This is a genomic window from Streptomyces oceani, from assembly GCF_001751245.1.
Lineage (GTDB): Bacteria > Actinomycetota > Actinomycetes > Streptomycetales > Streptomycetaceae > Streptomyces > Streptomyces oceani.
The window spans coordinates 168,146-181,711 of the sequence record NZ_LJGU01000115.1 but is presented as its reverse complement, the minus strand read 5'-3'; the positions used below and the strand labels follow the sequence as shown (position 1 = coordinate 181,711).

At 72.0% G+C, this 13,566-nt stretch carries 8 protein-coding genes; 4 read left to right on the top strand and 4 right to left on the bottom strand.

Annotation, left to right across the window (positions count from 1 at the left end):
- Position 1 precedes the first annotated feature (1 nt).
- The 3 genes from AN216_RS09785 to AN216_RS09775 all read right to left on the bottom strand — a co-directional run bounded on the left by AN216_RS09785 (position 2) and on the right by AN216_RS09775 (position 1,774).
- Positions 2–634, bottom strand: coding sequence for an AAA family ATPase (locus AN216_RS09785; RefSeq protein WP_070196242.1), 633 nt, complete (start codon positions 632–634; stop codon positions 2–4).
- Between the two features lie 31 nt (positions 635–665).
- Positions 666–1,145, bottom strand: a complete 480-nt coding sequence (locus tag AN216_RS09780; protein ID WP_070196241.1) for an SRPBCC family protein — start codon at positions 1,143–1,145, stop codon at positions 666–668.
- A 92-nt stretch (positions 1,146–1,237) separates the two neighbouring features.
- Positions 1,238–1,774 (bottom strand): DUF1648 domain-containing protein, encoded by a 537-nt coding sequence (locus tag AN216_RS09775; RefSeq protein WP_070196307.1) that lies wholly within the window; start codon positions 1,772–1,774, stop codon positions 1,238–1,240.
- A gap of 320 nt (positions 1,775–2,094) precedes the next feature.
- On the opposite strand from AN216_RS09775, the gene AN216_RS30835 reads away from it, so the two are divergent.
- Both AN216_RS30835 and AN216_RS30830 read left to right on the top strand, forming a co-directional pair.
- The gene (locus AN216_RS30835) at positions 2,095–2,514 is read left to right on the top strand and encodes a helix-turn-helix domain-containing protein (protein WP_338059241.1); all 420 of its coding nucleotides are present in this window, start codon (positions 2,095–2,097) and stop codon (positions 2,512–2,514) included.
- Positions 2,498–3,253, top strand: a complete 756-nt coding sequence (locus tag AN216_RS30830; protein WP_338059240.1) for an RNA-guided endonuclease InsQ/TnpB family protein — start codon at positions 2,498–2,500, stop codon at positions 3,251–3,253. The genes AN216_RS30835 and AN216_RS30830 overlap by 17 nt, the downstream gene beginning before the upstream one ends.
- An 82-nt stretch (positions 3,254–3,335) precedes the next feature.
- On the opposite strand, the gene AN216_RS09765 is transcribed toward AN216_RS30830, so the two are convergent.
- A complete protein-coding gene (locus AN216_RS09765; protein WP_070196240.1) occupies positions 3,336–4,211 on the bottom strand; it encodes an alpha/beta fold hydrolase in 876 nt (291 codons plus the stop codon).
- A 106-nt stretch (positions 4,212–4,317) separates the two neighbouring features.
- Here AN216_RS09765 and AN216_RS09760 point away from each other — a divergent pair, with 106 nt between their 5' ends.
- Positions 4,318–4,824 carry a CGNR zinc finger domain-containing protein gene (locus AN216_RS09760; protein WP_070196239.1) on the top strand — a complete coding sequence of 169 codons (507 nt, stop codon included), beginning with the start codon at positions 4,318–4,320 and terminating at the stop codon, positions 4,822–4,824.
- A 378-nt stretch (positions 4,825–5,202) separates the two neighbouring features.
- Positions 5,203–13,566: SDR family NAD(P)-dependent oxidoreductase (locus AN216_RS09755; RefSeq protein WP_139140891.1), on the top strand; the 8,364-nt coding region annotated here is incomplete at its 3' end.

Genomic DNA, 13,566 nt, shown 5'->3' with positions numbered 1-13,566 from the left:
GTCAGAAGAACCGGATGTGCCGTGCCCCCGTCCATGCCTGGCGCACTCGGCGGGTCAACGCCGGGTCCGTGTTCGGCCGGAGGGTCAGCCCGGCCGAGCCGGCGATGCGGTCGGCGACCTGCGCGAGGCTGATCCGGTCGGTCCAGAGCTGCTCCGCGAACTCTGGCTCGCGCAACCGCTCCAGACACAGGTCGAGCTTCGAGACCGCGAAGCTCTCCCGGCGCAGCGGGGCCTCGTTGCCCCCCACGACACGTACGAGATGGCCGAGGCCGCGCTCCCGCAGCCGCCGCAGCACGGTCGTACGGTCCGCCAGCAGCGCGAAGTGCCGCACGTCGTGGCCGGCTTCCCGCAGCCGCCCGACGGTCTCCTGGAAGTACCGCGGCTCCACCACCGTCATGGGCGCGATGAGCGTGCCCGGGTGCCGGGTCAACGCCAGGTCCAGGGTCTCGTACACCCCCTGCCGCCAGGCGCGAAGATCCTGGAAGTCGCCCCGCAGCGACGCCGGGAGGGTCCGGTGCAGGCCGAAGCCGACGTGCTCCGGGTCGCACACGACGCTGCCCGGCAGCCGCCGCCGCAACTCGTACGCGGTCTGTGTCTTGCCGCCGCCGAAGGGGCCGTTGATCCAAAGGAGCATGATCCGACCCTACGGGCGGTTGCCGGGACGTCTATCGCGTGGCGAGCGACGCCAGATGCTTCAGCGAGTTGTCCAGGTGACTGGCGGGGAACGGTGGGAAGCCGCCGAACTCCTCCTGCATCACCGACGGCACCCGCGACCAGTCGTACGTCAGCGTCACCTCCGTCTCGTCCTGACCGACCGGCTTCAGGTCGTACCGCCAGGTCCAGCCGCCGAACTGCAGCTCGCCGTCGCCCGCGGCGTCCTGGCCGGGCTCCCACGCGAGGGCGTGCGGCGGGTCGAACACCCGCACCTGGTTCGCCATCTCGTAGTGCCCGTCCGGGTGGTTGTCGTGATACATCGCGATCCGGAACACCTGCCCGGTCTCGGTCAGCCGCTTGCCGTCCAGCGACTCACGGACCCAGCCGGTGCCGTCGATGGCGGCGTGGCTGCCCGGGTCCGCGAGCACCGCGAACACCGTCTCCGGGGATGCCTCGATGCGGGTGACCGATTGGATTGACTCGTGCGTCATGATGCTTCGCTCCGGTTCGTCTCGTCACTGCACGCGGCTGCCGGAGATGGCTTCCGCGTCTCGGTGGTACGGACGATGTGGCGGGGTGGAACTCATCGCTCCGGGGCGATGGGGCGCTTCTTCCTTCCCCGCAGGGCGGCGACCAGCAGCCCCACGGTCCCGACGGCTACGGGCAGCAGGGAGGCCGCCAGCAGCCAGCCCGAGGGCTCGGTCGCCGAGTCGGTACGCCACATCACCGTGCAGCTCACCGCGAAGGTCACGCCGACGCAGGAGCCCAGGAAGAGCGTGGCCCTGGTGATCGCGACGGCGTCCGCCCGCGTACGGGGTCGGTTGATCATGGGTGAGGTGTGCTCGCCGGGGCGGAGCTCGGACTCCGGGCGGATACGCCGGGCCAACTCGGCGACGCCGACCATCACGGCCAGCACCCCGGCGTAGACGAAGACGGGCACGAAGACCGACCCGACGGACTTGGCCGCGTACCGGTCGACACCCTCCGGGCCGAAGTGCTGGGGCACGCGCTCGGGCAGCTCCGGATAGACCAGCACGCCCCACACGAGGAGTGCGAACAGCAGCACCAGGCCGGGCGCGAGCCACAGCCAGGGGAACGGGGGTCGCTGTTCGGTAGGCATCCCGGTCTCGTCCCTCCGCTCCGTGCGCCCGCACCGGTTCCGGCGGCCCGCGTGGGGCGGGCAGCCGCGTTCCGTGTCCATCATGCCGGGTGTCTCCGGCGGGACTTCACCTGGTCCTCCGAAGGATGCCCTGGCGTTCACGCCGGGGAGGAATTCGGACTCCGCAAGGAGCGTCCGGGCGGAGCCGGGGCGGTTCGAGAACGAAGTTCGCTGGCAGATGTTCAGGACGTTTACAACAGGCCAATTGTGCTCCTGTAACGTGGTGTTTCGTGAGAACGGCGTACAAGTGCCGGGCATACCCGAGCCCCGAGCAGGCTGCGGTGCTGAACCGCACTTTCGGGTGTGTACGCAAGGTCTGGAACGAGGCGTTGGAATGGCGCACCAAGCGCTACCGCGCTGAGGGGAAGACGACCTCGTACGCGGAGTCGGACCGTTACCTGACCGGGCTGAAGAAGACCAAGGACCTGGCGTTCCTCTCCGAGGTCTCCTCGGTTCCGCTCCAGCAGACACTGCGGCACCAGTCCACCGCGTTCGCGAACTTCTTCGCCCAGCGCGCCCGTTACCCGCGCTACAAGTCCCGCGAGGGGAAGCAGTCCGCCGCATACACCCGCTCTGCCTTCCGCATGCAGGATGCGGAGCTGTACGTGGCGAAGACCCCGGGGGGCGCTCCGTTTCGTATGGTCCTGGCCCGACATCGACGTGGCGTCGCTCCATCCGACAACGGTGACCCTCTCCCGTGAGCGGGACGGCATGTGGTATGTGTCCTTCGCCGTCGATACCGACGATCCCGAGCCGTTTGCCCAGACCGGTGACGTGGTCGGCATCGACCTGGGGATCAAGGACTTCGCCGTCACCTCGGACGGGCAGCGGATCGCCAACCCGCGGCACCTTGAGCGCAAGCGTAGGAACCTGGCTCGCTATGAGCGGCGTAAGGCGCGTACGTGCCGGGGCTCGGCCAACCGGAAGAAGGCGGCCCGTAAGGTTGCCGTGGCGCATGGCAAGGTCCGCCGGGCCCGTGAGGACTTCCTGCACAAGACCTCGACCGAGCTGGTGCGCCGCTACGACACGATCGTGGTCGAGGACCTGAACGTGTCCGGCATGGTGAGGAATCGCAGTCTTGCCCGGCACATCTCCGGCTGCGGATGGGGAACCTTCCGCACCTACCTGGAGTACAAGACGGCGCGGTGGGGCAAGCGGATCGTCGTCATCGACCGTTGGCACCCCACGTCCAAGCTCTGCTCCACCTGCGGGCATCTCCTGGCTCGGCTGTCTTTGCGTACCAGGCATGGGACGTGCCCGGACTGCGGCACCCTGCATGACAGGGACACCAACGCCGCGAAGAACATCCTGGCGGAAGGACTTTCCGCATCTGCCTGTGGAGCTGATGTGAGACGGACCGGGACATCCCGGACGCGGTCGGCTGTGAAGCAGGAAGTCCCCCGGAGCGATCCGGGCCGCGCAAGCGGCGGACGAACGTAGATCGTCCAGGAATCCCCCAGCTTCAGCTGAGGGAGCAGTCAATCGCCCGGTAGTTGCCGTGGATGGAGAACCGGCCCTCGAGTCAGGCTGCGGGTTCGAGGGCGGTCAGGAAACCGCGGACGTATCCGACCACGGTGTCCAGGTGGCTTTCGAGCAGGAAGTGCCCGCCTCCGGGAACCAGGCGGATCCGCGCGTTCGGCAGGTCCCTCGCGAAGGCGCGTGCGCCGTCCGGTCCGAAGATCTCGTCGCCCGCGCCCCAGACCGCGAGGAGCGGGACCTGGCGCTCCCGGAAGTAGGCGTGCACCCGGGGGTAGAGGGGCGGATTGCTGGCGTAGTCGCGGAAGAGGGCGAGCTGTACGAGGTCGTTGCCCGGCCGGTTGACCTCGCGATGATCCGCGGCCCAGGTGTCGGGGTCGACCAGCTCGGGTCGGTCCACCCCGTGCAGGTACTGCCAGCGGATGGCGTCCAGGGTGAGGGCGGTACGTACGGCGGACTCGGTCTCGGGGCCCGGGTTCTCGTGGTACGCCCAGATGGGCTGCCAGAAGTCCGGTACGAAGCCCTCGTCGTAGGCGTTGCCGTTCTGCGTGATCACCGCCGTGACCGCGTCCGGGGCACGCAAAGCCAGCCGCCAGCCGACGGGGGCGCCGTAGTCCTGGACGTACAGGGCGTAGTGGGTGACGTCGAGGTGGGCCAGGAGGGCTTCGGCGATGTCGGTGAGGGCGTCGAAGGTGTAGGTGAACGCGTCCGTGGAGGGGGTGTCGGAGTTGCCGAAGCCGAGGTGGTCGGGGGCGATGACGTGGAATCGGTCGGCCAGCGCCGGGATGAGGTGGCGGAACATGCGCGAGCTGGTGGGGAATCCGTGCAGGAGTACGACCGTGGGTGCCTCGCGGGCTCCTGCCTCACGGTAGGAGACGCGGTGTCCCCGTACCGTCGCGTACTGATGGCGAACCTCAACCATGACTAACCCCTTCAAGGTATTTTGATGGTTACCCGTCGGCACTCAGTAGACCGCTTTCGAGGTAACCTGTCAAAGCACGTGATGGAGTTAGCTGGGAGGTGGGGCGGTGCCGGACGAACAAGCCCTGATGCAGGCGCTGAACAGCACCCCAGTCGTGGATGGCCGACGTCAGGATCTGTGGTTCGACGACCACGAGGTGGACAGGTGGGCGCGGGAGCACGGCGGGCTTGGCGGCGGTGCGGAGCGCCGGTGGCTGCGTACCGCCCGGGACGCGCTCCAGGCCGTGGAGTCGGGCACGTCGGCGGAGTCGCGGCTGCGCCGAGTCCTCGCGGGGGTGCGTAAGGTCCCGAGGCCCAGTGATTCGGGCGTCGAGTGGCACGTGCAGGTGCCGCCGGAGCGCAGGCTCGCCGTGGAGCTCGTGCTCGTGTGGTCGGACGTCAAGGAGCGCCTGCCCGGCCGTCTGCGGCCGTGCGAGAACTCCGAGTGTCGCCTCTTCCTGCTGGACCGCAGCCGTGCCAACTCCGCGAGATGGTGCTCCATGAAGACCTGCGGAAACCGGCTCAAGGCCCGCCGACACCAGGCTCGAGCGCGGGATACCCCGCGGCACGAGTAGCGCGTGGGACAGCCGGGTCGTCGAAAGGATCCCGCGCCCTGGTCGACGGGCGGTTCTCAAGGCCCGGCGGTCGCTGCCGCCAGCCACCTCACTTCCTCGGACCGGCTTCGCGACTGGTTGAGGTCGCTCATGAAGGCGCCGGGCACGCACGTGTCGGTCGGCGTACGTGCCCGCATCCGGCGGTTCGGACGCCCGCACGGTGACCGTTCGGGGGAGGCGCTGTGCGGATATTGACGCAATACCAGTCTCTTAACAGCGTGAACCCGGAAACGGATTGGTTCGCGCCGGGCGCCCTTGTAGGGTTCCTCCGGTCGCCCGTGTGGACTGATGACCAGGCACGGGGCGACGGGGCGGGACGAGTGCTCAAGGGGGAGCCCAATGACTGTGCCCGAGCGGTCACGCGCGCGTGAGAACCGTGCGAGCGACGCCGTAGCCGTGGTCGGCCTGTCCTGCCGGCTGCCCCACGCGGCCGACCCGGAGAGCTTCTGGCGGCTGCTGCGCGCGGGCGAGCACGCGATCACCGAGGTGCCGGCTGACCGCTGGGACGCTGAGGCCGTGCCAAGTGCCCGCCGGGGCGGGTTCGTTGACCGGGTGGACGGCTTCGATCCCGGCTTCTTCGGCATCGCGCCGGTCGAGGCCGCCGCCATGGACCCGCAGCAGCGATTGGCGCTCGAGCTGGCGTGGGAGGCCCTGGAGCACGCCGGTGTCGTCCCGGCCGAGCTGCGCCACTCCCGTACGGGCGTCTACCTCGGCGCCATCTCGGACGAGTACGCCGCCCTGGACCGGGGCCGCGGCCTCGAGGCGATCGACCGGCACTCCATGACGGGCGGTCAGCGCGCGATGATCGCCAACCGCGTCTCGTACTTCCTGGGCTTCCGCGGCCCCAGCTTCACAGTCGACGCCGCGCAGTCCTCGTCCCTCGTCTCGGTGCACCTCGCCTGCGAGAGCCTGCGCGCGGGTGAGGCCGACACCGCGCTCGCCGGCGGGGTCAGCCTGGCTTTGGCCCCTCAGAGCGCGGCGGCGGCGGAGCGGTTCGGTGGACTCTCCCCGGACGGCCGCTGTTACACCTTCGACGCCCGGGCGAACGGCTACGTCCGCGGTGAGGGTGGCGGCGTGGTCGTCCTCAAGCGGCTGCGGCAGGCGGTCGCCGACGGTGATCGGGTCCTGGGCGTGATCCGTGGCAGCGCGGTCAACAACGACGGCGGCGGGCCCGGACTCACCGCGCCCTCGCAGGCCGGGCAGGAGGAGGTGCTGCGGCTGGCCTACGAGGACGCCGCGGTCGATCCGGCCGCGGTGCGGTACGTCGAACTGCACGGCACCGGCACGGCCGTGGGCGACCCGACCGAGGCAGCCGCGCTGGGCGCGGTGCTCGGCACCGCCCGCGAGGAGGGGTCCGTCCCGCTGGCGGTCGGCTCGGCCAAGACCAACGTCGGGCACGCGGAGGGCGCGGCGGGCGTGGTCGGGCTGCTCAAGGTGCTGCTCGCGCTGCGCCACCGGGAGTTGCCCGCCAGCCTCAACTACGAGCACCCCAACCCCCGCATCCCGCTGGACCGGCTCCGCCTCCGGGTGCAGGACGCCCTCTCCGCCTGGCCGGGCGCGGACGGGCCGTTGCTGGCCGGCGTCAGCTCGTTCGGCATGGGCGGCACGAACTGCCATGTCGTACTGCAGGACTACGACGCGTCGGCCGCGCACCCCGGAGCGGAGCCCGCGACCGATCGGTCGCCGCTCGCCCCGCGGCGGGCGACCACCGCCCCGCCGCACCCGGCGGAGTCGACCGACCCCGGGATCAGCGATCCGGCGTGCGCCTCCTCCGAGGCCGGCGAGCTGCCCGTACCCTGGGTGCTCTCCGGCCGGGACGCCGCGGCGCTGCGCGACCAGGCCCGCCGCCTGCACGCGTTCCGTACGGGTGAGCCCGCGCCGGCCGGTGGCCCCGGACCGGTCGAGGCCACCGAACGCCCCGTGGCCCGCGCGGTCGACATCGGGCACACCCTCGCTCACGAACGCACCAGCTTCGCGCACCGTGCCGTGCTCCTCGGCACCGAGTCCGAGCGGATGGCCGGACTGACCGCGCTCATCCGGGAGGACGCGGCGGCGAGTCTCGTACGCGGCACCGCGAGCCGTACCACCCATCCGGAACCGGTCTTCGTCTTTCCTGGTCAGGGGTCGCAGTGGGTGGGGATGGGGCGGGAGTTGTGGGAGTCGGAGCCGGTGTTCGCGGCCTGTATGGACGAGTGTGCGGGGGCGTTGGCTCCGCATGTCGACTGGTCGTTGTGGGAGGTGTTGGGGGACGAGGCGGCGTTGGCGCGGGTGGATGTGGTGCAGCCGGCGTTGTGGGCGGTGATGGTGTCGTTGGCGGAGTTGTGGCGGTCGTACGGCGTGCGGCCGGCCGCCGTGGTGGGGCACTCGCAGGGTGAGATCGCCGCCGCGCACGTCGCCGGGGCCCTCAGCCTGGACGACGCCGCCCTGGTGGTCGCCAGGCGCAGCGCCTCCCTGGTGGAGCTGAGCGGCCTGGGAGGCATGGTCTCCGTCGCCCTCCCGGCACCCGAGGCGTCGGAACTCCTCTCCGGCCGGGACGAGTTGTCCCTCGCCTCGATCAACGGCCCGGCCTCCGTCGTGGTGTCCGGCCCGCAGCCGCGGCTCGCGGACCTGGTCGCGGACTGCGCACGCGAGGACGTACGCACCCGCTGGATCGCCGTCGACTACGCCTCGCACTCGCCACAGGTGGAGCGGGTCCGCGAGCGGCTGCTCGCGGACCTGGCCGACATCCGACCGCGAGCGGGCAGCGTGCCCTTCCACTCCACGGTCACCGGCGAGCCGATCGACACGGCGACACTGGACGCCGAATACTGGTATCGCAACCTCCGCCAGACCGTCCTCTTCGAGCCGGTCGTACGGCCCCTGTTGGCGTGTCACGCGCTGCTGGAGGTCAGTCCCCACCCGGTGCTCACCGCCGGCGTGCGGGACGCCGCGGACGCGGAGGGCCTGGACACCCCGGTGATCGGCACCCTGCGGCGTGCGGAGGTCGACCATCGGCGGATGCTGGCCTCGGTGGCCGAGGCGCACGTGCGCGGCGTCCGGGTCGACTGGTCCGCGGCCCTGCCGGACGGCCGTTCCGTCGAGCTGCCGACGTACCCCTTCCAGCGTCAGCGCTACTGGCTCGACGGCCTCGACGCCGGCGCTGGCGCCCAGAGGCGCGTGGACGCTCCCGGCCGAACGGCTCACCCGGCGGGGACGTCGGCCGACTCCCCGCGGCCCTCCGGGCCCGCCGCCGACCCGACCAGTTCGGCTCCGGAGCGGCCCGCGGGCATGCTCCCGGACCCGCTGTGGACCGTACGCTCGCACGCGGCGGTGCTGCTCGGACACTCCGACCCGCAGGACGTCGACCCCGAACTCCCCTTCCGCGAGCTGGGCTTCGACTCCGTCTCCGGGCTGGACCTGCGCAACCGGCTGGCCGGCACGACCGGTCTGCGCCTGTCCAACACGCTGCTGTTCGACCACCCGACACCGGCCGCGCTGGCGCGCTACCTCCGGGAGGCCACCGCCGACGAGCGGCCGCTCCCGGCCGACGACGCCACCGGCACGGCCCGTGCCCAGGACGGCGCGCGGGACCGTACCCAGGACGACGAGCCGATCGCCGTCATCGGCATGAGTTGCCGGCTGCCCGGCGGAGTCACCTCCCCGGAGGAACTCTGGAGCCTGCTGGAGGAGGGCCGGGACGCCATCTCGGACTTCCCCACCGACCGGGAGTGGGACCTGTCCGCGCTCTCCGACGCGGTGCCCCGCCGTGGCGGATTCCTGGACGATGTCGCGGACTTCGACGCCGGCCTCTTCGGCGTCTCGCCCCGCGAGGCGCTGGCGATGGACCCGCAGCAGCGGGTCCTGCTGGAGGCCGCCTGGGAGGTGTTCGAGCGCGCCGGCATCGACCCGACGTCGCTGCGCGGCACTGCTACGGGCGTCTTCGCCGGCGCCATGACACAGGAGTACGGTCCCCGGCTGCACGATCCGGACAACGCCTCCGAGGGCTACCTGCTGACCGGCACCACCGCCAGCGTGCTGTCCGGTCGGCTGGCCTACACCTTCGGTTTCGAGGGCCCGGCGATGACCGTGGACACCGCCTGCTCCTCGTCCCTGGTCGCCCTGCACCTCGCGATGCGTTCCCTGCGTGCCGGGGAGTGCTCGATGGCGCTGGCCGGCGGTGTCGCCGTGCTCACCAGCCCAGGCATCTTCGCCGAGTTCAGCCGCCAGGGCGGGCTGTCCCCGGACGGCCGCTGCAAGGCGTTCGGTGCCGAGGCGGACGGCACCGGCTGGGCGGAGGGCGTCGGCGTGCTCCTGCTGGCACGCCTCTCCGACGCGGTACGCGACGGGCACCGGGTGCTCGCCGTCGTGCGGGGCAGCGCGGTGAACTCCGACGGCGCCTCGAACGGCCTGACCGCGCCCAACGGTCCCGCCCAGCAGCGGGTCATCCGGCAGGCGCTGGCCGACGCCGGGCTGCGGCCGTACGAGGTGGACGCCGTCGAGGCGCACGGCACCGGGACCACCCTCGGTGATCCGATCGAGGCCGAGGCCCTACTGGCCACCTACGGCCAGCAGCGCGAACGTCCCGTACTGCTGGGCTCGTTGAAGTCCAACCTCGGCCACACCCAGGCCGCCGCCGGGATCGCCGGCGTCATCAAGATGGTGCTGGCGATGCGGCACGCCACCCTGCCGCGCACACTGCACGCCGACACCCCGTCCGCGCACGTCGCCTGGGACACCGGAGCCCTCACGCTGCTCACCGAGGCCGGCGACTGGCCGGCGACCGGCCGGCCACGGCGGGCCGGGGTGTCCTCCTTCGGCATCAGTGGGACCAACGCGCACGTCGTGCTGGAGCAGGCGCCCACCAGCCGTCAGGAACCCGGACCGGAGGAGGAGGCACCCGGTCCGCTGCCGGTCGTGCTCTCCGCGCGAAACCACGCCGGACTGCGGGAACAGGCCCGTCAACTGCGGGTCTGGGCAGCCGAGGGCCACGGCAGCCTGGCCGACCTGGCCTTCTCCCGGGCCACCGGCCGGTCGACGCTGGAACAGCGCGCGGCCGTCATCGCCGAGGACCTCCCGGAACTGCTGGTTGGCCTGGACGCCCTCGCGTCCGGCGTGCCGCAGCCGGGCCTGCCGCTCGGTGAGGCGGGCGCCGGTGACGCTTCGGTCGGCCCGGTCTTCGTCTTTCCTGGTCAGGGGTCGCAGTGGGTGGGGATGGGGCGGGAGTTGTGGGAGTCGGAGCCGGTGTTCGCGGCCTGTATGGACGAGTGTGCGGGGGCGTTGGCTCCGCATGTCGACTGGTCGTTGTGGGAGGTGTTGGGGGACGAGGCGGCGTTGGCGCGGGTGGATGTGGTGCAGCCGGCGTTGTGGGCGGTGATGGTGTCGTTGGCGGAGTTGTGGCGGTCGTACGGCGTGCGGCCGGCCGCCGTGGTGGGGCACTCGCAGGGTGAGATCGCCGCCGCGCACGTCGCCGGGGCCCTCAGCCTGGAGGACGCCGCCCTGGTCGTGGCCCTGCGTTCCCGGGCCCTGCTGGCTCTCTCCGGACAGGGCGGCATGGTCTCCGTCCCGCTGCCGCTGGAGCGGGTGCGGGAGCATCCGCTCGTACGTGAGCCGGGCGCCGGCCTCTCGGTGGCCGCCGTGAACGGCCCGGCCTCCGTGGTTGTTTCCGGCGACCCGGACGCGCTGGACACCCTCCTCGCGGACTACACCGCACAGGACGTACGGGCCCGGCGCGTCCCCGTCGACTACGCCTCGCACTCCGCGCATGTCGAGCGGATCAGCGAGCGGCTGCACGCCGACCTGGCCGCTGTCACGCCCGGACCCGCCAGCGTCCCGGTGGTCTCCACCGTCACCGGCACGGCCCTCGACACCACTGGGCTGGACGCCGGCTACTGGTATCGCAACCTGCGCGAGACCGTGCGGCTCGACCAGGCCGTCGACGCGCTCCGTGCCGCCGGCCGGCACATCTTCCTGGAGGTCAGCCCTCATCCCGTACTGACCATGGCGTTGCAGGAGACGGCGCCCGAACTGGTCGTCCTCAGCTCGCTCCGGCGCGACGGCGGCGGGCAACGCCGGTTCGCGACCGCCCTCGCGGAGGCGTACGTGCACGGCGTACGGCCCGACTGGCGCGCCGTGCTGCCCGGTGCCCGCTCCGTGGACCTGCCCACCTACCCCTTCCAGCGGGAGCGGTACTGGCTCCCCACTCCGACCAGCGCCATGGCTCCTTCGTTGCGGGAAGCGGGACGGTCACGGGACACCGGACGGGACCACGCCTCGTCGGCCGGGCCGGGCGAGGAGCCGCTGGACTCCTGGGGCTACCGCGTCAACTGGGAGCCACTGCCGCCCGAGTCGGAGGCCCGCCAAGACGCCGCGCTGGACGGCACGTGGCTGCTGCTCGGTAGCGACCCGGAACGCCTGGCACCGGCGGCACGGGCTCTGGAAGGGCGTGGCGCGGAGGTCCGCGGCGTGGTCCTGCGCGAGGCCGACCGAGAATCCCTGGGGGCCGAACTCGCCGCGTCCGAACGTGCCGTGTCTGACGGCCTGTCCGGAATCCTCTCGCTGTTGGCCCTGGACGACCGACCGGCCGCCGCCACCCTCGCGCTGGTGCAGGCACACGGAGACACGGCCAGCGACGCCCCGCTGTGGTGCGTGACCGACGGCGCGGTGGCGGCGGCCCCGGACGATCCCGCGCCGGACCCGGCGCAGGCCATGGTCTGGGGACTCGGACGCGTGGCCGCGCTGGAACGACCCGGTGGCTGGGGCGGACTGCTGGACCTGTCGGGTGAAACGGACTGGGACCACCTCGCCGGTTTCCTCGCCCTCGCCACCCCGGACGAGGACCAGGTGGCGGTGCGCTCCGCCGGCTGCCTCGGCCGTCGCCTGGTGCGCCGCGAACCGACCCGGTCGACGCGGGCCTGGCGCCCCGCCGGCACCGTACTGATCACCGGTGGCACGGGTACGCTCGGCGGACACCTCGCCCGCGACCTCGCCCGGGAGGGTGCCGAGCACCTCGTACTCGCCAGCCGGCGTGGCCCGGACGCGGACGGCGCGGAGGCGCTGCGGGCCGAACTGACCGGCCTGGGCGCCGACGTCACCCTCGTGGCCTGCGACATGGCGGACCGGGAGGCGGTGGCGGAACTGCTCGCCGCGCACCCGCCGCACGCCGTCGTACACGCCGCCGGAGTGCTCGACGAGGCCCCGATCGGCGAGCTGACCGAGGAGCGGCTGCGCGCCGTGATCGGTGCCAAGGCCGAGGCCGCCGGACACCTTGACGAGTTGACCGCGCGGTTGGACCTGTCCGCTTTCGTGCTCATCTCCTCTGGCTCGGGCGTGTGGGGCAGCACCGGGCACGGCGCGTACGCCGCCGCCAACGCCGCCCTGGACGCGCTGGCCGAGCGGCGACGCGCCGCTGGACTGCCCGCTACGGCGGTGGCCTGGGGCGCGTGGGCGGACACGGCGATGGGCGGGGAGCGCTGGAGCGACCTCGGACTCGCCGCGATGCCGACGCCGGCGGCCGTACGGGCGCTGCGGCAGGCGCTGGACCGGGACGAGACCGCCGTCGTGGTCGCGGACGTCGACTGGTCCCGGTTCCTCCCGGCGTTCTCCTCCGCACGACCGAGCCCGCTGCTCGCCGGCCTGCGGCACTCGCGGGGCCAGCGACACCCGGACGTCCCCGGAGCGGCGGGGCCGTTCGCCGACTGGCTGACCGGGCTGCCCCAGGGTGAACGAGCCGGAGGGGTGATCGAGTTCGTACGCGGCCATGCCGCCGCCGTACTCGGGCACCGGGCGCCGGACGCGGTGGCGCCCGGGAAGGCGTTCCGCGACCAGGGCTTCGACTCGCTGACCTCCGTCGACCTGCGGAACGCCCTGGTGGGCGCGACCGGGCTGGGACTGCCGGCCACCCTGTTGTTCGACCACCCCAGCCCGACGGCTCTCGCCGAGCACCTGGTGGACCTGGTGCTGGGTTCAGCGGTCAACGCCGCTGAACCGGAGCCGCCCACCGTCGACACCTCCCCGACCGACGACGACCCGATCGTCATCGTCTCGATGAGCTGCCGCTTCCCGGGGGACGTACGCAGCCCGGAGGACCTGTGGCGACTGCTGCTCGAGGGCGGTGACGCGATCTCCGACTTCCCCACCGACCGGGGCTGGGACCTGGAGGCGCTGTACGACCCGGACGGGAAGCGGCCGGGCAGCACGTACGCCACTCAGGGTGGATTCCTGCGAGACGTGGGCGGTTTCGACGCCGGCTTCTTCGGGATCTCGCCGCGGGAGGCGTTGGCGATGGATCCGCAGCAGCGGTTGTTGTTGGAGGTGTCCTGGGAGGCGTTCGAGCGGGCGGGGATCGATCCGGCGGGGTTGCGGGGCAGTGACACGGGTGTGTTCGTCGGCGCGATGGACCAGGACTATGGCCCAAGCCTGCACGAGGCTCCGGCCGACCTGGGGGGCTACCTGCTGACGGGGAACACGGGGAGCGTGGTCAGCGGGCGGCTGTCGTACACCTACGGCTTCTCCGGGCCGGCGGTCACCGTCGACACCGGATGTTCTTCGTCGTTGGTGGCGTTGCATCAGGGGGTGGGGGCTTTGCGGGCGGGTGAGTGTGGGTTGGCGTTGGTGGGTGGGGTGACGGTGATGTCGACGCCGGGGGCGTTTGTGGAGTTTTCGCGGCAGGGTGGGTTGGCGGGGGATGGTCGGTGTAAGGCGTTTGGGTCGGGTGCGGATGGGACG